This is a genomic window from Prevotella sp. khp7 (assembly GCF_900109055.1).
Classification (GTDB): domain Bacteria; phylum Bacteroidota; class Bacteroidia; order Bacteroidales; family Bacteroidaceae; genus Prevotella.
Genome location: NZ_FOIV01000004.1, coordinates 110983 through 135625 on the forward strand (window position 1 = coordinate 110983; position 24643 = coordinate 135625).

At 51.4% G+C, this 24643-nt stretch carries 16 protein-coding genes; 3 read left to right on the forward strand and 13 right to left on the reverse strand.

Features of this window, described 5'->3' with window-relative positions; genetic code table 11:
- Nucleotides 1–13 precede the first annotated feature (13 nt).
- The 4 genes from BMX82_RS10840 to BMX82_RS10855 form a co-directional block, all read right to left on the reverse strand.
- Entirely contained in the window at nucleotides 14–1561 is a 1548-nt protein-coding gene (locus tag BMX82_RS10840; RefSeq protein ID WP_091768860.1) for a carboxylesterase/lipase family protein, read from the reverse strand.
- 102 nt (nucleotides 1562–1663) lie between these two features.
- Nucleotides 1664–4114, reverse strand: coding sequence for a TonB-dependent receptor (locus BMX82_RS10845; RefSeq protein ID WP_255396603.1), 2451 nt, complete (start codon nucleotides 4112–4114; stop codon nucleotides 1664–1666).
- Between the two features lie 103 nt (nucleotides 4115–4217).
- The gene (locus BMX82_RS10850; protein WP_091769509.1) at nucleotides 4218–5198 is read right to left on the reverse strand and encodes an Acg family FMN-binding oxidoreductase; all 981 of its coding nucleotides are present in this window, start codon (nucleotides 5196–5198) and stop codon (nucleotides 4218–4220) included.
- Between the two features lie 38 nt (nucleotides 5199–5236).
- The gene (locus tag BMX82_RS10855; RefSeq protein ID WP_091768863.1) at nucleotides 5237–5830 is read right to left on the reverse strand and encodes a TetR/AcrR family transcriptional regulator; all 594 of its coding nucleotides are present in this window, start codon (nucleotides 5828–5830) and stop codon (nucleotides 5237–5239) included.
- 285 nt (nucleotides 5831–6115) lie between these two features.
- Here BMX82_RS10855 and BMX82_RS10860 point away from each other — a divergent pair, with 285 nt between their 5' ends.
- Nucleotides 6116–8623, forward strand: coding sequence for an ATP-dependent Clp protease ATP-binding subunit (locus BMX82_RS10860; protein WP_036909549.1), 2508 nt, complete (start codon nucleotides 6116–6118; stop codon nucleotides 8621–8623).
- A gap of 18 nt (nucleotides 8624–8641) precedes the next feature.
- Here BMX82_RS10860 and BMX82_RS10865 read toward each other — a convergent pair whose 3' ends face one another.
- The 6 genes from BMX82_RS10865 to hflX form a co-directional block, all read right to left on the reverse strand.
- Nucleotides 8642–10105 carry a M6 family metalloprotease domain-containing protein gene (locus BMX82_RS10865; protein ID WP_177172086.1) on the reverse strand — a complete coding sequence of 488 codons (1464 nt, stop codon included), beginning with the start codon at nucleotides 10103–10105 and terminating at the stop codon, nucleotides 8642–8644.
- A 162-nt stretch (nucleotides 10106–10267) separates the two neighbouring features.
- Nucleotides 10268–11917: a fumarate hydratase gene (locus BMX82_RS10870; protein ID WP_091768869.1), complete on the reverse strand. Its 1650-nt coding sequence runs from the start codon at nucleotides 11915–11917 to the stop codon at nucleotides 10268–10270.
- Between the two features lie 327 nt (nucleotides 11918–12244).
- The gene (locus BMX82_RS10875) at nucleotides 12245–15160 is read right to left on the reverse strand and encodes a M16 family metallopeptidase (protein WP_091768872.1); all 2916 of its coding nucleotides are present in this window, start codon (nucleotides 15158–15160) and stop codon (nucleotides 12245–12247) included.
- Between the two features lie 19 nt (nucleotides 15161–15179).
- Complete coding sequence (locus tag BMX82_RS10880) at nucleotides 15180–15371, reverse strand: four helix bundle protein (RefSeq protein ID WP_081910988.1); 192 nt, start codon at nucleotides 15369–15371, stop codon at nucleotides 15180–15182.
- On the reverse strand, nucleotides 15355–17208 hold the full coding sequence (locus BMX82_RS10885) for a DUF4954 family protein (protein WP_091769512.1): 1854 nt from the start codon (nucleotides 17206–17208) through the stop codon (nucleotides 15355–15357). Before BMX82_RS10885 ends, BMX82_RS10880 begins: the two co-directional genes overlap by 17 nt.
- The gene (gene hflX / locus BMX82_RS10890) at nucleotides 17201–18556 is read right to left on the reverse strand and encodes a GTPase HflX (protein WP_091768874.1); all 1356 of its coding nucleotides are present in this window, start codon (nucleotides 18554–18556) and stop codon (nucleotides 17201–17203) included. The genes BMX82_RS10885 and hflX overlap by 8 nt, the downstream gene beginning before the upstream one ends.
- 343 nt (nucleotides 18557–18899) lie before the next feature.
- Here hflX and nagB point away from each other — a divergent pair, with 343 nt between their 5' ends.
- Nucleotides 18900–19694, forward strand: a complete 795-nt coding sequence (gene nagB, locus BMX82_RS10895) for a glucosamine-6-phosphate deaminase (protein ID WP_036909556.1) — start codon at nucleotides 18900–18902, stop codon at nucleotides 19692–19694.
- Between the two features lie 40 nt (nucleotides 19695–19734).
- Here the strand turns inward: nagB and BMX82_RS10900 are convergent, their stop codons facing one another.
- From BMX82_RS10900 to BMX82_RS10910, 3 genes are all read right to left on the reverse strand, one after another.
- Nucleotides 19735–21714, reverse strand: a complete 1980-nt coding sequence (locus BMX82_RS10900; RefSeq protein WP_091768877.1) for a polysaccharide biosynthesis protein — start codon at nucleotides 21712–21714, stop codon at nucleotides 19735–19737.
- 19 nt (nucleotides 21715–21733) lie between these two features.
- Entirely contained in the window at nucleotides 21734–22753 is a 1020-nt protein-coding gene (gene pseB / locus BMX82_RS10905; protein WP_036909559.1) for a UDP-N-acetylglucosamine 4,6-dehydratase (inverting), read from the reverse strand.
- A gap of 113 nt (nucleotides 22754–22866) precedes the next feature.
- Complete coding sequence (locus tag BMX82_RS10910) at nucleotides 22867–24144, reverse strand: DegT/DnrJ/EryC1/StrS family aminotransferase (RefSeq protein ID WP_091768880.1); 1278 nt, start codon at nucleotides 24142–24144, stop codon at nucleotides 22867–22869.
- A gap of 233 nt (nucleotides 24145–24377) precedes the next feature.
- On the opposite strand from BMX82_RS10910, the gene BMX82_RS10915 reads away from it, so the two are divergent.
- Nucleotides 24378–24641, forward strand: a complete 264-nt coding sequence (locus BMX82_RS10915; protein ID WP_091768883.1) for a hypothetical protein — start codon at nucleotides 24378–24380, stop codon at nucleotides 24639–24641.
- The last annotated feature ends 2 nt before the right edge of the window (nucleotides 24642–24643 follow it).

Sequence of the window (24643 nt, forward strand, 5' to 3'; positions counted from 1 at the left end):
TATGTTAAGGTTTTTACGGTTTTATCGTGCGCTGTGAGCGAACCCATTCAGAGAAATCCTCCAGCAGTTTCAGATTCTTTGCGTTTGGCACAGGAACGAGCGAAGTACCGCCATTCTTGAACTGCATCACTGTCTTCTGACTGAGATCAGGATTAAACACAGGCCACTGGGGCAGTCCCTTACCATTAGGATTCAGATTGGTGGCGAAGTTCACCCAGTACTGCTGAATAATCTGACTAACGGCATACTCCTGCTGGTATTTCTCTTTCTCATTGTCGAAAGCACCTCTCAGGTAGAGGATGTCGTCGGCATGGGCGGCACCACGACGATTGCCCTTGGCATAGACGGTACGGTCGGACTTCTGGGCAAGGTAGGCGAAATAGACGGGACTCTTACCTGTCTCTGTCTGCAGCTTAGCCCACATATTAGCTGGAGTACCGAAGTTAAGATCGCGTATCAGGTCACGGATGCTGAAGAGCGCCTGTTCGTCGTTCTCTGCCGGATAAATCTCCTTCACACGGTCAACAAACAGAGCGGGCAGGTTACCCAGTTCCTTGTTAAAATCAGCCACAGAGATACTTTCAAGCATGGCACTTCCCTCATCACTGTTGTACATGATGATCACAGGCACATCCTGATACTCACCACGCTTGTAGAGGTCATAGAGCTCGGCTGTGAGCACATAACCGTCGAAGACAGGCGTACAGGCAGGGAACTGCACACCGGTTCCAGTGAGCGACTTCGCGTCCATCTCACGCATCTCGGCAATCGACTTCTTACCCAACTGGTTCTGGAACATCACACCCATCATCTCGGCCTGTTGCTGCGTCACCGCGCCATTAGACGAGAAGAAAGCACCACTCTGACTGATGCAGGCGCGGAAGAGTCCCTTTGCCAAAGGTGAAGCACACAGGATGCTGCAGCTCATGGCACCAGCCGACTCACCGAAGATGGTGACCTTCGAGGGGTCGCCGCCGAAGTTCTTGATGTTACGCTGGATCCACTGCAGAGCGAAGATCTGGTCCAGGATGCCATAGTTACCCGAATGTCCGTCGGGCGATTCCTTCGAGAGCTCGGGATGAGCCAGGAAGCCAAGGGCACCGGCGCGATACTCGATAGCCACGGTGACAACGCCACGACGGGCCAGACTCTGCCACAGCTCACCGCCATAGTGCTCGGTCTGGAAACCACCGCCATGGATAAAGACCATCACTGGCAGGGCCTCGTCGACCGTCTTAGCGGGAGTGACGACACTGAGGTAGAGGCAGTCCTCACTCATCATGTCATACGACACGTCGCCACGCTCAGGCTGTGGGGGCCACTTAGCCACTTCCTCGGCCTTCAGCACACCCTGCCATGGCTTGGCTGGCTGAGGGGCCTTCCAACGCAACTCGCCCACAGGGGGTGCCGCAAAGGGAATAGCTTTATAAACTGCGAGGTCACCTCCTTCGAGTATGCCCTCCAAATCTCCTGTCTCAACATGAGTTTTAAGCAGTGGCTGCGCAAGCAGTGCCATCGTACTTAGTAGTCCGCAGACCAGCATGAATAGTTTCTGTTTCATTTCTGATTGATAATTTATAATATGAAAAAAAGTCTCGTACATCTATATAGACTGACGAGACTTTATCGAAACTACCCTGAGGTAGCATTATTTATGTTTTTTTCACAGATGAATGTTGACGTCGAGTCCGATCTGTATGGGGTTTGCCTTCTGGGCAAAGTAGTGAGTTCCATTTACTGCACTCGATGCAACGGCAAACGTATTGTAGTGCGTATTGGTGAGGTTACGTCCCCAGAGTGATACCAGCACTGGTCCGAAGTCGTAATCGGCATGAGCACCAGCTACAGCATAGAACTTCTGTGCGTAGGTGTTAGCCTCATCCCACCAGATCTTACCCTGACCATTCATATTGGCACCAATGGTGAACTTGCCGATATGCCAGTCGACCATAGCGCTCAGAGTATGCTGAGGTACGAAGGGCACATAGTTGCCATCGTAATCACCAGCGAATGTATCCGTATTTGGAGATGTTGAACCACCTACGGTATGCTGGTACTCATCAAACTTAGCATTTGTGAATGCATAGGTTACAGCCCAGTCGAGAGCATTGTCGATAGCCTTACCACGCAGGGTAGCCTCGAGTCCGCATGAGTGACTCTTACCAGCGTTCACCATGATACGGCCATAGTTGCTGTTAGGCTCCATGATTGACAACTGCTGATTGCGAATCTGCATGTAGTACAGAGCCAGGTCGAAGTGAGTGCTACCACCAAACAGGTTCAAGTGAGTACCGATCTCATAGTTCCAACTCTCCTCGGGTTTGTAGGCGATGGTCTCGTTGATAGCATCGTAGTCGGCAGCAGTATGCTCTACATCGTAGTCGCCACGCATAGCCTTCTGCTGGTTAGCATTCAACTCGGTCTTAAGCACATCGCTGAACATCTGGAAGTTGTAGCCACCAGCGCGATAGCCCTTCGATACCAATGCGTAGATATTACCGATGTTCTCGTCGAAGCTATAGGTAAGACCGATCTTTGGCAACAGCTGGGTGTAGCTCTTTGAGCGACTGTCCTGCACGTGCGATGTGAGGTGATAGGTAGCAATGGCATTAGCTGTACCACCAGTCATGTTCATATATGCCAGCGCATCGTAGTCAATCTTCACCTTATCTATATTAAAGCGCAAACCCAGTGTCAGTTTCCAGTTGTCGCCCAACAGAATGTTAGACTCATGGAAAGCGGCAAAGTTCCAGGTTGGAGTCTTGTACTCACCTGGTACAGCCATCTCAGCAGTCATGGTTACGCCCATCTTGTCGACAGCAGCCTGGGCAGCAGCCGCAGCAGCCTCAGCGCTCATACCCTGACCCATAAAGCGACCTATCATACCCTGAAGCATAGAGTTCTTCATCGCATTTGCTATAGCATCGCCGATAGGACCTGTGATACCGTCACCAAAGAGTACTGGTGCATTGGTGTTGAGCCACTGGTATGAAGCGAACAAACCAGTAGCATGCTGCCACTTACTGCTATCGTGCGAACGCAGCACGAACTCCTGAGTGATGGCGTTCATCTTCTGAGCTTGCTTAAGCTGCAGATAGTCGGGTGTCATATAGTCCTGGTCCATCAGCATCAGGTCGTTCAGATACTGGTAACTGGTGGTTGAGGTGAAGAGCAGCTTCTCGGTCTCATAACCGATGTTCAGACCAGTGGTGAACATGTTACGCTTATAGCCGTTCATGATGGTAGTAGCAGGGTCCTTAACATCCAGATCTGCTGGTACAAACGAACTGCTATAGACCTCGGGCAGATAATCCAACGGATGGAACTCGCCATAGCCGAAACCATTCTGATTGACGTACTGATAATCGGCAGTCCAGTCGAACTTCAACTGCTTATTAGGCTGCCAAATCAAGCGTAGCTTACCACCAGCCTCGTTGGTCAGGTCGTTCTTCTCATCGAAGTTCTGGTTGTTGACAAAGCCCTTCAGACCGCTGTAGAAACCAGCCACGCTGAAGGCGAGTTTGTCGCTGGGACGATGGTAGTGAGCCACCTCCACATTACTGTATAAGCCCGTACCGATACCGAGTCTGACATCCGTACCCTGATAATTCATCGGGTTCTTAGAGTAGATACGCACCAGTCCGCCCTCGGTATTCTGTCCATAGAGCGACCCCTGAGGACCACGCAGGATATCCACACGATCCAACATATAGAAGTGGTTGTTGAAAGCCGACTTCGACATCAGGGGGATGTTATCGTAATACACACCCACTGCAGGGTTGTTGATACGCGAACCAATACCACGCACATACATCGACGAGGTGAGGCGCGAACCATACGATGGCATCACAAACGATGGTACATACTGCGACAGCTGACTGAGGTCCTTGACGTTAAGCTGCTGAAGCTGCTCTGCTCCAAACACGTTACTGCTGACGGGCTGTAAGCGCAGACGCACCTGCTCCTTGGGCTGAGATACCACCACAACCTCATCAAGGTCGATAACCTTACTTGAATCGGTCAACTCTTCTGTGTCAACACGACACAAAGGGGTGGCCAATGCGGTAAGCTGACCACCCAGTGCTAAAAGCACGAAAACAATCTTTTTATTCATCAACTTTACAACTTATGTTTTCTTCGAATTGCGCTGCAAAGGTACGACTTTTCTTTAAAATATACAATCCACATTTATATGGATTTCTTGATATTGTAAAAAATTACGGCAGAAGCACGGTCTCAACAGGTCGGCGCTGCGAATAGGGTGCCCTCTCGCTATACCCGATACGAATGAGCACAGTGGGATACTGAGAATCAAGACCGAGCGACGAGGTCATGGTAAGGGCGAGGTCCTTTACCTCGTTGGGCTGGTTCATATAACCGATGGCGATACCCATGGCCGTCATCTTCAGCAGATAGCGCTCGAGCGTCCTGCCCAGGGCAACCCACTGTTCAATGGTGTTGGCTTCTGTCGTAAACAGCACCAGGTGCGACGAAGAAGCGATTTTCTTCCTGTCACCCTTGTTCTGTTGTTTGCCATTGATAAACATACCCATGACAGGCTGCGAGATGAAACGGGGCAGATTGGGCGCACCGAACACCGCATAGCTCAGTCCGTCGTGCGTACCGTCAGCATGTTTCTTGTTGTAGCGCATCCATTGCTTCAGCTCTGCTATGAAGTGCTCATCATCCATCTGCCGACTGTTGCCTGCCAAGATCAGGTCGGCTATCATGTTGAACTCATGACTACCGTTCCTGAAGAAGCGCACACCCACCGCCGGTTCCTTCTCCATCGCCTGTAGTTCACAGATGCTGTCGACAGGAATGATCCGTCCGTCATACACATTTCTGTTTGTCTGCCGCATGGCTATCTGCGGAAACAACGGCGATGGGGTGATGGTGGTGTCGCGCTGCAAGTCGATATGTATCAAGCCATCGGCAGCGACGCTCACCTCCGAGCGATAGCCCTTGATGGTTGCAGCGATGCAGAGGTTCTCCGTGGCACAGCCCAGACTGACGAAGAGCTCCCGGTTGTCGGGGTCAACCACTGGTAGGGCCTTGCCATAGTCTGGATAGATATCAACACTATGTTCGTTGATCTTGAACTTCCACGGCTGGGTGTTATGGCCTGAGGGTGCCTTAATGGCGTGTTCTACCATGAACAGGAGGTCAGCGCGCTGCGCGTTTAACTGATTTGTCATACTTGTCATCATTACTACTAAAAATAAAATTTTTTTTCTCATTGTTGTTTATTTTTTACCCATAAATCTATAATCTGATCAATACCGGTCGCCAACTGCTGCCAACCCTCGTCGCTACACAGGTCGATACCGTTGTAAACCTTGTTCTGTTCCTCTATCAGCGTCAGGTAACTGATGGCCGCAGAGAGCAGGGTGGCCATGGCCGCCACCTCGGCATAAGGCGACTTGGTGAGTCGGCTGACCACACGAACCAGCTCACAGCCGTTGGTCTCTCTCCGTTCCCTGAGCAGTCTCACCACCTCATTGTCGGCAGTCAGTTCCCAACGGTGCAGCCGCTTCAGCACCATGTCACTGCGCAATGTCGCTATCTGCTCACGGAACATCTGTTTCAGACACGCCCCTACCCCTGAGATGTCATGAAGAGGCAGTTCGGTGTTCACCCAATAGTCGTGCTGCAGGATATACTTGGCAATCAACTGGTCCATACCACCGAAATAGCGGTATATCAGCATCTTCGAGACGCCTGCCTTCTGGGCCACGGCATTGATGCCAAGCGACTCGAAACCGTCTGTCTCTATCATACTGCCTACGGCATCGAGGATCTTCTGTTCTGTTATTTCCCTATCTTTCATCGTGCAAATAATTTATATGTTACCACTTAGTAACTGCAAAGTTATGTTACTTCTCGGTAACACACAAGAAAACAGCTAAAAATCAACGATTATTTACTGTTCGTTAACGCTTATGATACCGAAAGGGCGCTATCGGGAACATGGGATTTGGGGAAGCTGAAGGACAAGGAGAGATGTCCGACAAATCGGCAGAACAGTCCGACAATTTGTCGGTAAGCCCTTCCTCGGCACAACTATTGAAGGGTAGAGAAATAAAAAGGTAAAAACATAAAAAAGGAGGTAAATATGACACTCGACAAATTTACAATCAAAGCACAAGAGGCCGTACAGCAGGCGGTGAACACCGCCCAACTCAACGGCCAGCAGGTCATCGAACCTGTACATATCCTCAAGGGTATATTGGAGAAGGCGAAGGACGTCACGAACTTCATCTTCCAGAAACTCGGTGTGAACGCCCAGCAGATTGAACTGCTCGTTGAGCAGGAGATCAAACACCTGCCAAAGGTACAGGGCGGACAACCGTATCTCTCTCATGACAGTAATAATGTACTCGTGCGTGCGCAGGAGACAGCCCAGAAGATGGGCGATGAGTTCGTGTCGGTAGAACCCGTTCTGCTGGCTCTGCTGGACGTGAACTCTACAGCCTCACGCATCATGAAAGACGCAGGCTGCACGGAGAAGGACATGGCAAAAGCCATTCAGGAACTGCGCCAGGGCCAGAAGGTTCAGTCACAATCGGCCGACGACAATTACCAGTCGTTGGAGAAGTACGCCAAGAACCTCGTGGATCTGGCACGCCAGGGCAAGCTCGACCCTGTGATTGGCCGTGACGATGAGATCCGACGTGTGCTCCAGATCCTGTCGCGCCGTACGAAGAACAACCCGATCCTGATTGGTGAACCTGGTACGGGTAAGACTGCCATCGTAGAAGGTCTGGCAGGCCGAATCGTACGTGGCGACGTGCCCGAGAACCTGAAGGACAAACAGCTCTACTCACTCGACATGGGTGCGCTGGTAGCTGGTGCGAAGTACAAGGGTGAGTTTGAGGAACGCCTGAAGAGCGTCATCAATGAGGTGACGAAGGCTGAAGGCCGTATCATCCTCTTTATCGACGAGATCCACACACTGGTAGGTGCCGGTGGTGGTGAGGGCGCCATGGATGCAGCCAACATCCTGAAACCGGCCCTGGCTCGTGGTGAACTCAGAGCCATTGGTGCTACCACCCTGAACGAATATCAGAAGTATTTCGAGAAGGATAAGGCCCTGGAACGCCGATTCCAGACGGTCATGGTGGATGAGCCCGACGAACTGTCGGCCATCTCTATCCTGCGTGGCTTGAAGGAGCGCTACGAGAACCACCATAAGGTACGTATACAGGACGATGCCTGTATCGCTGCCGTCCAACTGTCTGAGCGTTATATCAGCGAACGATTCCTGCCTGATAAGGCTATCGACCTGATGGACGAGGCTGCCGCCAAACTGCGTATGGAGCGCGACTCCGTACCTGAGGAACTCGACGAGATCACCCGCCGACTGGCTCAGCTGGAGATTGAGCGCGAAGCCATCAAACGCGAGGGCGACACCCAGAAGATAGCTCAACTGGATAAGGATATTGCTGAGCTCCGTGAACAGGAGACGCAGTTCCGTGCTAAGTGGGAGGGTGAGCGCCAGCTCATCAACAAGATCCAGCAGGACAAGCAGGAGATAGAGAACCTGAAACTCGAGGCTGAGCGTGCTGAGCGCGAGGGCGACTATGGCCGCGTCGCTGAGATACGCTACTCGAAACTGAAGGCACTCGAGGATGACATCAAGGCCATCCAGTCACAACTGGCAACAGCACAGAATGGCGATTCACTGGTGCGCGAGGAGGTGACTGCCGATGATATCGCAGAGGTGGTGAGCCGCTGGACGGGCATCCCTGTGACACGTATGATGCAGAGTGAACGTGAAAAACTGCTTCACCTGGAGGAGGAACTGCATAAGCGTGTCATTGGTCAGGAGGAGGCAATTACAGCTGTCAGCGATGCTGTACGCCGTTCTCGTGCCGGCCTGCAGGACCCCAAGCGACCGATCGCCTCGTTTATCTTCCTCGGTACGACGGGTGTCGGTAAGACGGAGCTCGCCAAGACACTGGCCGACTACCTGTTTAACGACGAGACGATGATGACGCGTATCGACATGAGTGAGTATCAGGAGAAATACAGCGTGAGTCGACTGATTGGTGCACCTCCGGGATACGTGGGTTACGACGAGGGTGGCCAGCTCACAGAGGCTGTACGCCGTAAGCCTTACTCTGTGGTCTTGTTCGACGAGATCGAGAAGGCGCATCCCGATGTGTTCAACATCCTCTTACAGGTGTTGGACGACGGACGACTGACCGACAACAAGGGTCGTACGGCCAACTTCAAGAACACCATCATCATCATGACGTCGAACGCTACACGTGAGCAGCTCAGGGCCACCATGCGACCGGAGTTCCTGAACCGTATCGATGAGATCATCACCTTTACGCCGCTCACCAAGGAACAGATTGGCGATGTGGTATGCCTGCAGATGAAGAAGGTAACGGACATGCTGGCACCTCAGGGCATCACGCTGGAGTGTACGCCTCAGGCCATCAAATACCTGGCTGAACAGGGCTATGATCCCGACTATGGCGCACGTCCCGTAAAGCGCGCCATCCAGCAGTACGTGCTCAACGACCTGTCGAAGAAGCTCTTAGCAGATGAGGTCGATCGCACCAAACCGATCATCATTGATGAGTTTGGAGAAGGATTGGTGTTTAGAAATTAAGAAAAAAGGTTGCTCTGATTATAGAGCAACCTTTTTTCTGTTATGGATGAACACACCCTTATGCGTAGGTTTACCAGACAACCTTCGCCCTTGGAGGTCGTACCATTCTCCCTCACCATCTGAGAGCGCTGGGACGGGCTCTATCCCTGAGGGCACTTGCATGAAGTCGAACGACACACTGCCGTCACTGGCCACACGGATGTTGGTAATGGACTTCGACATCATTCCTGGATGCCAGACTTTAATATCTTTTTTGTCATCCTTTTCGATCTCCAAATAGCCCTTATACACCATCGATGCAGGCTCCGAATCGTCCGTCAGACTGGCATTCACCACCAACGACACCGGGTCGGTATAGGGATAGACAGAAGTACTGAGATAACGGTTACGCACCCAATCGTCCATCGTGTATTTACTCATGTCCTTGCCATTGTTCTCAGGATCCCAGATGAGATAGTCCTTACCATCGGCATGGAAGAGGTCATAACGGAGGTGGGTCATGTCGCTGTTCACTTCATTGTTGCTCCATTCTTCTTTGTCGAAGTCGACATGGAAGATGGCCAGTCCTTCACCGGGAATACAATAGTCCCATTTGGTCTGTCTGCGGTTTTCAAGCAGATAATACTCATCGGCATAGCCTGAGTTGCGGATGAGATAGGTCTCCCCTCCCTCACTCACGGGTTTCATACCTGTGATGGTGGTGGCTGTCGTCAGTTCGATGGGACTCGACCAGCCCAGGAGCATCTTCTCCATGGCAGAGAAGTTCGGCGGACACCATCCCTTGTTGGTATAGTTACCACCGTCCATCAGGTCCCATTCGTCGACAGCAGAGAAATAGGTGCCTCCCGTAGGATAGATGTCAGGCAGACCCAGACAGTGGGTAAACTCATGGCAGATGGTACCAATGCCACACAAGGCACCGTCTTTCCATTTCTCACAACTGATAGAGGTCATGCCTATATCCAGATTGCCTGGGGCCTTGGAATTAGTATGATTTGTATTGGGCCAGATATAGCCCGACAACTGATTGCCTGTGAAACCTGCTGCGATGAAGACCAGCTGCTCCACCTCACCGTCGCCATCCCAGTCGTAAACGGAGAAGTCGGCGGTAGTGATGGCTTTCAACTGCTGCAAAGCCTCTCTCATCGCATCGTCACCGTAATAACTGCTTTTACCGGAATTGGCGTTGACGCTGACCTTAAAGGGACCATAGACGTCGAACTTGAGGTTTAGGAGACCATCTGACTGGTCCCGAAAATAATCAGCCACACAACCCTGTCCATGACCTTCGTTATACCCCCGCTCATTCAGCACACGCTGATAATAGCCCGCAGGGTCATCCATCGAGAAATCCGTGTCTGCAAAGGATATCAGTACCACAGCCTGTCGGTAGATACGCTGCGGATCCCAGTCCTGTGAGGGATCGTCCAGCGCAGCGCGGGTCTTGGCCTTGTCCGTAGGGATATTTCGAACGCAAGGCATACGCCGCTGTGCGCTGGCATTTAAAGGTAAAAAGGTAAAAAGGTAAAAAAGTAAAACAGACAATAACAAACCCCTTGATATAGAGATCCGTTTTATTTCCACCATATTTATATACTTTCTCACCTTCATACCTTTTGACCTTATTTTCCTCTTTTCCCCTTTTTACCTTTTACAAGGTGTCCATGGTTTCAGGGTCTTGAAGAAATCATTACCCTTGTCGTCAACCAGGATGAATGCGGGGAAGTCTTCTACCTCAATCTTCCATACAGCCTCCATACCCAACTCAGGATATTCTACGCACTCAATGCTCTTGATAGAGCTCTTAGAGAGAACAGCAGCCACACCACCGATAGTACCGAGGTAGAAACCACCATGCTTCTTACAAGCCTCGGTAACAACATCTGAGCGGTTACCCTTGGCAATCATCACGAGCGAAGCACCGTTGGCCTGGAACTCGTCAACGTACGGGTCCATACGGTTAGCGGTGGTCGGACCCATCGATCCACAAGGATAGCCCTCTGGCGTCTTGGCAGGTCCGGCATACAGTACGGGGTACTTCTTGAAGTAGTCGGGCATACCCTCACCGGCATCCAGACGAGCCTTCAGCTTTGCATGAGCGATATCACGAGCCACGATGATGGTACCCTTCAGGTTCACACGGGTAGAGACGGGATACTTAGAGAGCTCCTTACGAACGGCATCGATACCCTCGTTCAGGTCGATCTCGATACCCTTGCCGCCCTCACCGGGCTTGCGCAGCTCCTCAGGAATCAGCTCTGTGGGGTTGCTGTCCATCTTCTCCAACCAGATACCGTCGGCATTGATCTTAGCCTTGATATTGCGGTCGGCAGAACAAGATACGCCCATACCGATAGGACAGCTGGCACCATGACGGGGCAGACGAACCACACGGATGTCGTGTGCCAGGTACTTACCACCGAACTGTGCACCGAGTCCGATCTTCTGTGCCTCCTTGATCAGCTTCTGCTCGAGGTCGATATCACGGAAGGCACGACCGGTCTCATCGCCTGTGGTGGGCAGTCCGTCGTAGTACTTGATTGAAGCCAGCTTCACGGTGAGCAGGTTCTTCTCTGCTGAGGTACCGCCGATGACGAATGCGATGTGGTATGGCGGACAGGCTGCTGTACCCAGACTCTTCATCTTCTCTACGAGGAAGGGGATGAGTGTACCCTCGTTCTGAATCGTAGCCTTGGTCATGGGGTAGAAGTAGGTCTTGTTGGCCGAGCCACCACCCTTTGCCACCATCACGAACTTATACTCAGCACCCTCGGTAGCCTCGATATCAATCTGTGCAGGCAGGTTACAACGGGTGTTCACCTCGTCGTACATATTCAGAGGCGCGTTCTGCGAGTAGCGCAGGTTGTCCTGAGTGAAGGTGTTGAACACACCACGGCTCAGTGCCTCCTCATCCTCGAAACCAGTCCAGATCTGCTGACCCTTCTCACCGTGGATGATGGCCGTACCGGTGTCCTGACAGAAAGGGAGGATACCCTTGCAAGCCACCTCGGCATTGCGCAGGAACTGCAGGGCTACATACTTATCATTCTCAGAGGCCTCAGGATCGGTCAGGATCTTAGCCACCTGTTCGTTATGCTCACGACGCAGCATGAACTCCACATCGTGGAAAGCCTGCTGGGCCAACAGTGTCAGTGCTTCCTTGGTAACTTTCACGATCTGTTTTCCTTCGAACTCGGCGGTGCTTACGCCTTCTTTTGTCAACAAGCGGTACTCCGTCTTGTCCTCGCCCACCTGAAACATGGGGGCATACTTAAAATCAACTGTCTTAGCCATAAAGTTTTGTTTTTTAGGGATAAAGGGGAAAGGAGACAAGGAGACAGGGAGTTCAAGGAGTTCAGGACAATACCTTGCAGGAAAGAACACCCGCAGATTCTAATGTCTTGAACATCTTGAACTCCATGAACTTCATGAACTCCTTGTCTCCTTGAACTCCATGTTATTATTCTTTTACTCCGTTATTATTTATTATTCCATTACAATACAAATGCAACATTCTACTTGCATCTTCTAGTATTACATTCTCAAACGTATATGTCATATGTCTTGAACTCCTTGTCTCCCTGTCTCCTTGTCTCCTTGACTCCCTGTCTCCTTGTCTCCTTAATACCCGAACACTTCTTCTGTGGTCAGTCTCTTCACAGGACCGATCTTACCCAATGCCTCCATGTCGAGCTCTTTCTCATCGCCCAGGATGACATAGCGATAAGGCTTGTTGGCCATCTGTGCCTTCTCGAAGTTCACGATATCCTGCAGGGTCACCTTATCCAGATGCTTGTAGATAAGCTCGTTCAGACTGCAATCGAGTCCCATTCGCTGGGCATTGAGATAAGCATTGAAGATGCCGATCTTCGTGGTGCGACTGCTGGCCAGCTGCTTGGTCACAGCCTCCTTGGCAATCTTAAAGGCAGCCTCACTGGCAGGCATCTCGTTCAGGATCTCATTAAAGTGAGCGATACAGTCGTTCATCTTATCGTTCTGGGTGATGATATGGGTCATAAAGCACTCCGTACGATCTTTCCAGCTGGGCTGGATATAATAGGCATAGGCATTGTAAGCCAGTCCACGGGCCTCACGCATCTCCTGGAACACGATACCATTCATACCACTACCGAAGTACTCGTTGAACACTTCCTGTACAGCGGCCTCCTCAGGGTTCCAGGTACGACCCTCGTTGTGGTACATACGCATATAGATGTTCTTGGCATCGTAAGGTGCGATCAGCACCTCGTTCTCGGTAGCGAGCTGGTTCAGGTAAGGCTTGTTCTCAGGCACAGCAGCCAACTTCTTGGCTGTCTGGTGTGCCTTGCCAATAGCGGTAGTAGCCTCTTTCTCACTCAGCGGACCATAGTACACCACCTTATGATCGTAATTGCTCAGGGTCTTCAGCAGATCGACGAACACCTGCGGATCGGTTTCCTTCAACTGCTGCTCGCTCACCAGGTCGCGATAGGCATTATGCTCACCGAAGGCAGCATAGTTATACAGATATGAGAAATAGCTCTGCTGACTCTTCTTGGCATCGTCACGACTCTTCAAGGTCAGGTCCACCATCTGGTCGTAGGCAGCCTTATCGACCTTTACATTCTTAAACAGGTCCTCGAGCAGTGCCAGTGCGGCAGGCATGTTCTCGTTCAAGCCAAACAGATTCACGGTGATATTCTCGGTACCCACATTCAACGACCAGTCGCACGCCAGCTCATAGAACTTCTGGCGCAGTTCTGCGGCACTCAGTTTGTCAGTACCCAACAGTCTGATATAATCAGACGCTACATCATAGCGCTTATCGGCACTCTGACCGAAGTCATAGTAGAACGTCAGGTTAAACAGTCCGTTCGTAGTGTTCTTGATATAGTACATCGGCAGGTTCTTACCTACCTTACCCACGGTCAGATCTTTCTTGAAGTCCACGAACTGAGGCAGGATAGGCTCCACCTCTGTGTTCTGGATGTCCTTCACGAACTGACTCACCTGGTCGCGGTTGGTGGGAATCGGCGTGATGGCAGGCTTGTCGATCTTCTTCTGCAAACTGTCTGTGCCCTGCTTCTTGAACACGGTCACATAGCCGTCAGTGAAGAACTGATTGGCAAAGGCCACCAGCTCCGGTTTGCTAATCTTCGATACGCGGTCGATAGCCTCTACCGCTTCTTTCCAGTCCACCTCCTGGATAAAGGCGTCTACAAACATATTAGCACGTCCTCGGTTGTCCTCCAACAACTGGTTATAGCTACGCTTGTAGTTGTTGATGATGCTTGGCAACAGGTTGTCGGGGAAGTCGCCTTTCTTCAGCTTGTCGATCTCGCCCAGCATCAGACTGCGCACCTCTTCCAGCCCCTGTCCCTGCTTAGGTGTACCCATTACTATGAAAGCACTATGATCGCGCATCGCCTCCAGATCAGCACTTGCACTCTGCAACTTCATCGTCTGGTTCAAGGCGAGGTCGAACAGTCCGGCACGACCGTTGCTCAGCACGCTCGTCAACAGAGACAGTGTATCAGACTGCAGACTGCTGGCCTCCTTGGCACGCCAAGCCACCCAAACGCGCTCAGCCTCTTGTCCTACCACAGTGGAATCCTTGGGCTGTGTCAGCGGTGTCAGTGGTGCGAATGTCGGCTGCTTGACGTCGGCACCGGGCTTCCAACCGCCGAAATACTTGTCGATGATGGCGATGGTCTTCTCGGGATCCAGATCACCAGCCATACAGATGGCCACGTTGTTGGGACGGTACCACTTATCAAAGTAGTTCTTGATATTCGTAATCGAAGGATTCTTCAGGTGGTCCTGCGTACCGATAGTGGTCTGTGTACCGTAAGGATGGTTTGGCCACAGCATCTTACTGATGGTGTAGTACAGCTTACGCTGATCACTGGTCAGTCCGATATTATACTCCTCGTACACCGCCTCGAGCTCCGTGTGGAAACCACGGATGATCATGTTCTGGAAACGGTCGCCCTGGATCTTGGCCCAGTTGTCCACCTCGTTGGCGGGGATGTTCTCCATATAACAGGTCACATCGTTCGAGGTATAGGCGTTCGAGCCCTCAGAACCGATGGTCGCCATCAGCTTGTCGTACTCATTGGGGATGAAGTACTGAGCAGCCACCTGACTCACTGAGTCGATCTCGTGGTAGGCCTGCTTACGGGCCTCGGGATCGGTCAGCTTGCGATATGCCTCATAACGCTGTTCAATCTCGTCGAGCAAAGGCTTCTCTGCCTCGTAGCTGTTGGTACCGAACTGTTTGGTACCCTTGAACATCAGGTGCTCCAGATAGTGAGCCAGACCTGTTGTCTCTGCGGGGTCGTTCTTCGAACCCGTTCGCACGGCGATATAAGTCTGGATACGTGGTTTCTCTTTGTTTACAGACAGGTACACCTTCAGTCCATTGTCCAAGGTGTAGATCCTTGCCTTCATAAGGTCTCCGTTTACGGTCTCATACTTGTAATCCTTAGCCTGAACCTGTAAAGGTAAAAAGGCAAAAAGGTAAAAAAGTATAAAAACTAAGCACTTAATATTCTTCATTTTGCTTCAATTTTATTAATTATATTAATGATTGTACTTTACTTTCGCTTGCTTCTTTAAGAGATAACTTTAACTTGTGCACAAAATCGGCATCACTCTGAGCATATGTACTCTCAGCTATGTTGGCACCAATACTTGTTGCACTTCGATAAAGTTGTTTTGATATAACAAATTCCTTTTTTTCATCACAAAGATTAGTTCTCGTAGTCAATCTCGTGGTCTAATTTTTCTACGAACTCATCGAGCACATCCTTGTCCACGTCACCCATCTGATATTCCTTCTCTGCATCCTTGCGGATCTCTGCAATCCAGGCACGACGGGCTCTCACATAGTCTTCACGGATACGCTCACAGGCAGCGGCGTCAAGTTCATCGAGATGGTAATAGTCCAGAATCATCTGGTAGCTCCATGCCCAACGGTAGTCACTGTAGTTGTTGTTGATGTCGGCAAAGCGGTCGAGCACCTGCTGGATGTTATCGATGGCCCCCGTCTTGATGTCGTCGATCAGCCGCTGTTCCTCACTCTCGGGCAGCAGCAGACCGCTCATGTCAATCCACTTGCCCTGCCCTACCGTACTCTCAGGCACACCGATATAACCTTCCTTCTGGGCACGCTTCAGCACGGCACCCATATAGATACGCAGGGCGATATCGTAGTATTTCTGTCCCTTGCGCAACGACGAGGCGTTGATCACGTACTCGTGGAAGTTGTAGGTCGACACATTATCTCCCGACGCCTCACGCAGGGCTTTCAGGATCTTGATACCCTCCATGATCTCTCCCACAGTGAAGGGCGAGAGCCAGTCGAAGTTAATGATACTCTTACGCGACAACTTGGAACGCTTGTCGCGCTTGGGCCATTTCTTGATGTCACGATAGAGGCCCACGGTGGTGATGTTACGTCCCGGCACCAGGTAGCACTCGTCGCCATACGCCATCAGATAAGAGAACGGCAGGTTACGGGTGTCAGGATGGTGCATCAGCTTACCGAAGCAGACAGAGAAGGCACCGATGGTGGCGGGCATCAGCACATACGAGCCAGAGGCCGTCTTCGTGCCACGCTCCAGGGTACCGTAGTGCAGCGGTCCCATCTTATAGGCATGGTTCGAGAAGTTGGTGTTCGAGCCGGCGTTATAGAACGAGAACTCACCGCCAATCAGCAGCGAGCTCTTGTGGTGAGAGGCAGAGAACGGTCCGCAGAAGGCGGCACATGCCTCACCATTGGCCATGAACGAGTTGGCAAAGAACAGGCTGGCCTCGGCTGTGAAACCGTTGGTAATCTGACAGGCCTCACCCACAAAGCAGTCCTGCATCTTCACCGAGTTGTTGATCGAGCAGCCGTCGCAGATAATCGAGTTCTCGCAGATGACACCCGTACCGATGAACACAGGGGCATCGGTCGAGCTCATCACCGTACACTCACTCAGACGGGCAGCGCCACTGATCTCACAGTCGCCCTTGATGATGGTGTTAGTGATATCCTTGGCGTTGATGATCTTCACGTTGTTTCCGATATAGCCACGGTCAGGACGCGACACCCGCAACTCGTCTTCAATCATCTGATGCAGACGCTGCCTCAGTTCCTTGTCGCGCTCATGCTTCACCATCAGCCAGGCCACCTGACTGTTCAGCTCACGGAAGATGGTCACATTGCCATCGCCCATCTCGTTGAGCACTGAGATCACACTGCCCTCGCCGTATGTGGCGTCGTCGGTGGTCTCGAGCGTACAGATGTTCGAGATGTAACAATCGTTACCGATGGTATAGTTGTTGATATAGTTTCCTACTTTCTCTATCAGACAGTCGTTGCCCACGGTGACGTTTCGCAGCGTGGCGTCGTTGATGCCCGAGTGCTTCACGAACCCTTTGCTCACCTCCACCATCTTATTGAAGGCGCCCAGTCGGATGTCGCCATAGAAGATCACACGGTGGAAATTATAGGGTTTGAAGTCTTCGTCAACCATCACGCGCTGCCAGTCTTCTGACCAGCAGACGTTCTTCTCCAGGATTTCAATCTCTGTCGGGGTTAAGTGTCTATAGTTATTCATAATCTTGGTATAAAAAGTCATTATACGGATATTTCTGTACGTGCAACTCACGGACACGTTTGTAGAGCACCTCGCGCAACTGGTCGATGTTCTCTTTCTGCTTGGCACTTATAAACAGGCACTCCATGTAATGTCCTGTACTACTTGTCTCCTTGTCTCCCTGTCCCCCAAGCTTACCCATCCACGTTTTCTCAAGATCCTCAAGTGTCAGGTTCTCCTTCGTCATGGGCGTCAGGTCGTCCTCCTCCTTCGGCGTCCAGGTATAGGCGTCGATCTTGTTGAACACCAGTATGACAGGCTTGTCGGCACAGCCCAGTTCCTGCAGAGTCTCCTCCACCACATGGATCTGCTCCTCGAAGTCGGGATGCGAGATGTCCACCACATGCACCAGCAGGTCGGCCTCGCGCACCTCGTCAAGGGTCGACTTGAACGACTCCACCAGGTCGGAGGGCAACTTACGGATGAACCCTACGGTGTCAGCCAACAGGAAGGGCAGGTTGTCGATGGTCATCTTACGGACGGTGGTGTCGAGCGTAGCGAAGAGCTTGTTCTCTGCAAACACCTCACTCTTAGCCAACAGGTTCATGGTGGTACTCTTACCCACGTTGGTATAGCCCACCAGTGCCACACGGATCAGTCGACCGCGGTTCTTGCGCTGGGTGGTCTTCTGCTTGTCGATCTCAGCGAGTCGCTGCTTCAGCAGGGTGATACGCTGCAGGATGATACGACGGTCGAGCTCCAGCTGGGTCTCACCAGGACCGCGAAGACCTACGGAACCCTTTCCGCCACCACTGCCTGAGCCACCGCCCTGACGCTCCAGGTGGGTCCACAGGCGCTGCAGTCGGGGCAGCATATAACGATGCTGGGCGAGCTCCACCTGCGCCTTAGCCTCTGCCGTCTGGGCACGCATGGCGAAGATGTCGAGGATCAGGGATGTACGGTCGAGGATCTTCACCTGCAGCTCTTTCTCTATGTTACGTATCTGCTTGGCGCTCAACTCATCGTCGAAGATCACCATACCCACGGGCTGGGGCGCGTTGCTCTCGTCGAGCAGTCCCTCGGCAAAGAGCGAGGCATCCTGAGCGTCCAGCCATTCGTCGTAGGCGTCCTGACACTGTTTGATATATTCCTTGATCTCGAGCAGCTTACCACTGCCCACATACGTTGTCTGACTGGGTCCGCCGACCTTCTGGGTAAAACGCTTCACGGTCACAGCACCGGCCGTGTCCGCCAGGAACTCCAGTTCGTCGAGATATTCCTTGGTCTTGGCTTCATCCTGCTCCTTGGTAATCAGACCTACCAATACCGCAGTCTCGGCCTTTGCTTCTGATATTACAAATTCTTTCATTCTTCTAATTTAAGTAGACAGGGAGACAAGTAGACAGGGAGTCCAAGACATTTGTCTTGCGGGAGTTCTGCCTTCGGAGTTCAGTCCTTGGAGTTCTGCCTTGGGAGTTCTGCCTTCGGAGTTCAGTCCTTGGAGTTCTGCCTTCGGAGTATTGTCTTGTACTCCTTGTACTCCCTGTCTCCTTATCTCCTTTTACATCCTTGTCTCCATTTTTCTGCAAAGATAGCGTTTTCTCCGCTCGTTTGAAAAATTTCCGTGTTAATCCGTGTTAATCCGTGCCTAAAAAGAATATTTCATTGTATTTTTGTAGCCAAAATCATAAATAACCAAAAACAATTTCATTATGAGAGTAATCATTCAGAGTGACTATCAGAAAATGTCACAGTGGGCTGCTAACCACGTCATCGAACGTATCAACAGTTTCAACCCAACCCCCGACCACAAATTCGTACTCGGTCTTCCCACTGGCTCTTCTCCCGTCGGTATGTATAATGCCCTCGTCGAGGCCAACCGTGCCGGTAAGGTTTCTTTCAAGAACGTTATCACCTTCAACATGGACGAATATGTAGGTCTTCCCGAGGCTCATCCTGAGAGCTACCACGCTTTCATGGCCCGTAACCTCTTCGATCATATCGACTGCCCGAAGGAGAACATCCACATCCTCAACGGTAATGCGCCCGACCTCATGGAAGAGTGCAAGCACTATGAGGAGATGATCAAGGAAGCAGGCGGCATCGACCTGTTCATCGGCGGTATCGGTCCCGACGGTCATATCGCATTCAACGAGCCAGGCTCTTCACTGCGCTCAAGAACCCGCATGAAGACCCTCACCACCGACACCCGCATCGCCAACAGCCGTTTCTTCGGCGGCAAGCCCGAGAACGTGCCTGCCCACGCCCTGACAGTCGGTGTAGGTACCGTGATGGATGCCCGCGAGGTGATGATCCTGGTGAACGGTCATGGTAAGGCCCGCGCCATGCAGGCTGCCGTAGAGGGAGCTGTCAACCACATGTGGACCATCTCTGCCCTTCAGATGCACGAGCATGGTATCATCGTCAGCGATGAGGAAGCTGCCGACGAACTCAAGGTCAGCACCTACAAATATTTCAAGGATATCGAACAGGACAATCTGTTGTAATGTTGTAAATAAAAAATCCCCGCCGATTGGCGGGGATTTTTTATTGTTTCTCTTTATCCAGTTTCTCGTATTTAGGCGAGTTCTCGCTCTTGTATTCCGGGACAATCTCTTTCATCTTACGAACCGTCGCGATGTCATCATACTGCTTCGAGATCTCAATCAGTTCGTCAATATCCTTCGCTACCTGTTCATAGTCATACTCACGCACCTTGGCGATACGTATCTTCTCATGGAAGGTAGGCTTGGTCTTCTCCTTGTCGTTGAGCATCTCCTCATAGAGTTTCTCACCGTCGCGCAGACCCGTGTACTTGATCTCTACGTTCTTGGCACCCGAGAGCTTGATCATTCTCGCTGCCAGGTCGGCAATCTTCACCGGACGACCCATGTCGAACACGAAAATCTCACCGCCGTTACCCTTGGTACCGGCCTCGAGCACCAGCTTACAGGCCTCGGGGATAAGCATGAAATAACGCACGATACGCTCGTCGGTCACCGTCACAGGACCGCCGTTTCTGATCTGCTCTCTGAACAGGGGTATCACCGAACCGTTCGAGCCCAGCACATTACCGAAACGTGTGGTCACGAACTGCGTGTAGTGATGCTGTTTCTTCGACGAAGAGGATGGTTTCTGGTTCAGCTGCTCGATCTTCAGCATACGGTCGAGCGCCTGGACATAGATCTCACAGATACGCTTCGAACAGCCCATCACGTTCGTGGGGTTCACGGCCTTATCCGTCGATATCATCACGAACTTCTTCACGCCCGACTTCACGCTCAAGTCAGCAATCACCTTCGTACCATAGATATTATTGAGCACGGCCTCGCTGGGGTTGTTCTCCATCATAGGCACATGCTTATAGGCAGCAGCATGGAACACATAGTGGGGCTTGAAGGTCTCGAACACCTGCTCCATACGCGAGCGGTGACAGATGTTCGTCACCAAGGTCTCTGCCTTGATGTCAGGGAACTCCCGTTTCATCATCAGACGGATGTCGTGCTCAGGGGTCTCCGCCTGGTCGATCAGCATCATGGCAGCAGGCTTATATACTGCTATCTGGCGCACCATCTCAGAACCGATGCTACCGGCGGCACCCGTAATCAGGATGCGCTTACCGCACAACAGCTCACCGACCGAGGCCATGTCCACCCTGATCTCATCGCGGGGCAACAGGTCCTCTACCGACACCTCTTTCAACTGATAACCCTCGTAGTCGTCGTCCGACAGCAGACCGCCATCGGCACGTATCTCCTTGGTACCCTGCGCCATATAGATACTGACGCCCATACCTATCAGGATGTTCTGCAGCTCCTGGTTCTCACGGAACATATTAGCACGCTGGGGCGGCACCAGTACAGCCCCGATATTGTGCGTATAGACAATCTCGCGCATATCCTCCTCAAGACTGTACACGCACTCTCCCAGCAGTCGGTTGTGCTTATAGCGGGATGTCGTGGTGATGAAGCCTTTCACGGCGAATCGCCTGGGCCGCTGACTGCGGATATTCTTGGCCAGTCCGACAGCATCCGAGGTCACACCGAATATCAGCGCCTTGGTTGCCCGCACGTCGAACGTCGTCAGGTCGTAAAGCGACTTCACCAGTACTCTCACCGCCCACATCAGGAGAGTGGCCAGCAGGAACATCACCAGCAGGTGACGCACATGCAGCGGTACGAAGAGCGGCTTGGGCGCATCATACATCAGGAAATGGACGCCGATGGCCAATACCAGTGACAGCGTGTTGGCATAGGCCACACGCTGCAGGTCGATAAACGACGAATAACGGACGATACCCGCATAGGTATGGAACACGCGCGTGCCAACAACACTCAGCAGCACATAGACCATCAGACTACAGAACACACCATCGATCTGCTGCGACAGGTCAGCCCAGTTGGCAAACATCCAATAGCTGAAAAGACCCGAGAGCATCAGTATCACACCGTCGATGAGGAAGATGCACCAATACGGCAGGGAGTTCTTCCGGAAATACCAGTTGACGATTTTCTTGAGGAATTCCATAGTCTGTCGGGGGATTGACCTACTTTACTTCGAAGCCAGGTATAATCTTCTTGAATTTTGCGCGGAGCGTCTCAACGGTCTCCCAATCCTCGTTATGATCAGAACTGTAATAGAAATCCTTAGGAACCCATGTTCCTTTGTGATGTTCAAGATACTCCTCTGTCGTATGGTTGAAGGCAACAGAAGGGAGAATCGCATAATACTTACCGATATCGATGGTGTTCATCGCATCTGTCTTGGTGATCATCTCCTCGTGCAGCTTCTCACCCGGACGGATACCCACCTCTACCTGCTTCAGGTTCGGTGCGATGGCAGTGGCCACGTCGGTGATTCTATAAGAAGGGATCTTTGGGATAAACAGTTCACCACCCACATGGTGTCCAAGTGCCCACATCACCAGATCGACACCCTCCTGCAGAGAGATGTTGAAACGTGTCATACGCGGATCGGTGATAGGAAGCTCCGTAGCACCCTCATCGCGCAGTTTGATGAAGAAAGGAATCACCGAACCACGGCTACCCATCACGTTACCGTAGCGAACCACCGAGAAGCGGATGTCACGTGAGCCCTTGATGTTATTGGCAGCGATGAACAGCTTGTCAGATGTCAGTTTGGTAGCACCATAAAGGCTGTTGGGTGCACAGGCCTTATCTGTTGACAAAGCGACGATGTCCTTCACGCCGCACTCTATCGCAGCGTTAATCACATTAACGGCACCGTTCACGTTGGTCTTGATACATTCACGGGGATTGTACTCGGCAGTATCCACCTGTTTGATGGCTGCGGCATGGATAATCACATCCACGCCGTCGCAGGCGGTCTTCAGGCGCTCGCCATCACGAACGTCACCAATCAGGAAGCGCAGCATCGGATAGTCCTTTGCCGGATACTTCTGCCTCATGTTATATTGCTTCAACTCCCCACGTGAGAAGATAATGATTTTCTTCACGTTAGGATAATCTCTCAGGATTGTTTCAACGAATTTATTACCAAAGGAGCCTGTACCTCCCGTAATCAAAACTGTTTTTCCGTTTAACATATAATCGTTTTCTATTTTTGCCTGCAAAGGTACGAATAAGTGAGTAAAACACAAAATAAATCCGAATTTATTTTTGTTTTCGAGCGGAAGTACCTTCGAGTCGCCCCTCAAAATTAGTGCAAAATACTCCCCTTGATGGTATCGACGATGTAGCGGACATCCTCATCGGTGACATACGGTCCCGCAGGGAGACACAGACCGACCTTGAAGATCGCCTCACTGACACCATTGACATAAGCCGGAGCATCCTTATAGACAGGTTGTTTGTGCATGGGTTTCCACACAGGACGGACTTCGACGCCTGCCTGGTCGAGGGCCACACGCATGGCCTCTACATTGTCGTTGGGCTGACAGTCTGTAACGGCTGCAGACGCTGCATGAGTGACACCGGCCGCACCACCCACAGCACCGGTCACGACGGTCTTATAGGCCTGTTCCTGCCCCTTCACACGCAGCGACGCATCGAGCGTGATGGTGCAGAGCCAGTAGTTGGAGTCGTAATCACCGTTAGCGGGCTGGGAATGCACTGTGACGCCAGAGACACCGGCCAACAGCTCCTCGTAGAGCTTCTGCACATGCTGATGATGGGCGATATGGTCGTTAGCCACCGTCATCTGACCGCGCCCGATACCTGCGCATATATTACTCATACGGTAGTTGTAACCGATTTTCTCATGCTGATAATAAGGGTAGCTCTCACGGTATTGGGTAGCATACATCATCACCTCGCGCCACGCATCGTCATCAGGGGTGATCAGCGCACCGCCACCAGAGGTGGTAATCATCTTATTGCCGTTGAACGACAGCACACCATACCTGCCGAACGTACCCAGCGCCTGACCCTTATAACGAGAGCCGAAACCCTCTGCGGCATCCTCTATCACGGGGATATCGTAGCGACTGGCAATCTCCATGATACGGTCTATCTGATAGGGCATGCCATAGAGTGCCACGGGCACAATGGCCTTCGGCGTCTTTCCGGTCTTGGCGATTCTGTCTTTGATGGCCTCCTCGAGCAGGTCGGGGTCCATGTTCCAGGTATCTTTCTCAGAGTCTACGAAAACCGGTGTTGCACCGAGGTAGGTGACGGGATGCGACGACGCACAGAAAGTAAAGCTCTGCACCAGCACCTCATCGCCAGGACCAACGCCACAGGCAATCAATGCCAGATGCACGGCAGCTGTTCCCGCACTCAGCGCCACCACACGTTTGCTGTTCGTCTTTTCTCCCTTATCGTTCAGAGAGACAAACGTTTCCAAGTCTTTCTCGAAGCCGTTGACATTCGGTCCAAGGGGAACCACCCAGTTAGTGTCAAAAGCCTCTTGAATATATTTTTTTTCCATACCCGACTCACTCATGTGGGCCAAGCACAGATATATTCTTTTATTCATATTCACTAATTTGGCGGCAAAATTAGTGCTTTTTTGACGAAACTCACCAAGAGTTTTATTAATTTATCTAAAATAATTCTTAAAGTTATTATTTTCGTTATTACATGTACTAACCGTTATTCGGAAAAATAATCATAATTTTGTAGGCCCATTCAGTGATGGGCACACGAAACTAAAAATATAATATGAAAAAAAAATTTATCGAAAAAATCTTTAGAATTATTTTCATGTGTATGAGACATGAAAGAGGTCGTTTGACGAGAATCAGCAACACCTGTCACATCAATCGTGGTAAATTAACCGAAAGCGGCATTGCCAGTATGAAAGCCCCGCAGTTAATCATACTCTTCTACGCCATGTGTCTGAACATGACGGAGTCGGAGTTTGAAAAGATGATGAAGGACATTTACCACACCATCGTCGACAATTCGGCAGAGTACGACTTCCTGCTGTTTAGCAACGACAAGAAGACTACAGATGAAACGGAAAATGCTTAAAC

Coding starts and splice junctions, on each gene's coding strand:
- BMX82_RS10840 (WP_091768860.1), bottom strand. CDS start 1,561: ATGAAACAGAAACTATTCATGCTGGTCTGCGGACTACTAAGTACGATG.
- BMX82_RS10845 (WP_255396603.1), bottom strand. CDS start 4,114: ATGAATAAAAAGATTGTTTTCGTGCTTTTAGCACTGGGTGGTCAGCTT.
- BMX82_RS10850 (WP_091769509.1), bottom strand. CDS start 5,198: ATGACAAATCAGTTAAACGCGCAGCGCGCTGACCTCCTGTTCATGGTA.
- BMX82_RS10855 (WP_091768863.1), bottom strand. CDS start 5,830: ATGAAAGATAGGGAAATAACAGAACAGAAGATCCTCGATGCCGTAGGC.
- BMX82_RS10860 (WP_036909549.1), top strand. CDS start 6,116: ATGACACTCGACAAATTTACAATCAAAGCACAAGAGGCCGTACAGCAG.
- BMX82_RS10865 (WP_177172086.1), bottom strand. CDS start 10,105: ATGCCTTGCGTTCGAAATATCCCTACGGACAAGGCCAAGACCCGCGCT.
- BMX82_RS10870 (WP_091768869.1), bottom strand. CDS start 11,917: ATGGCTAAGACAGTTGATTTTAAGTATGCCCCCATGTTTCAGGTGGGC.
- BMX82_RS10875 (WP_091768872.1), bottom strand. CDS start 15,160: ATGAAGAATATTAAGTGCTTAGTTTTTATACTTTTTTACCTTTTTGCC.
- BMX82_RS10885 (WP_091769512.1), bottom strand. CDS start 17,208: ATGAATAACTATAGACACTTAACCCCGACAGAGATTGAAATCCTGGAG.
- hflX (WP_091768874.1), bottom strand. CDS start 18,556: ATGAAAGAATTTGTAATATCAGAAGCAAAGGCCGAGACTGCGGTATTG.
- nagB (WP_036909556.1), top strand. CDS start 18,900: ATGAGAGTAATCATTCAGAGTGACTATCAGAAAATGTCACAGTGGGCT.
- BMX82_RS10900 (WP_091768877.1), bottom strand. CDS start 21,714: ATGGAATTCCTCAAGAAAATCGTCAACTGGTATTTCCGGAAGAACTCC.
- pseB (WP_036909559.1), bottom strand. CDS start 22,753: ATGTTAAACGGAAAAACAGTTTTGATTACGGGAGGTACAGGCTCCTTT.
- BMX82_RS10910 (WP_091768880.1), bottom strand. CDS start 24,144: ATGAATAAAAGAATATATCTGTGCTTGGCCCACATGAGTGAGTCGGGT.
- BMX82_RS10915 (WP_091768883.1), top strand. CDS start 24,378: ATGAGACATGAAAGAGGTCGTTTGACGAGAATCAGCAACACCTGTCAC.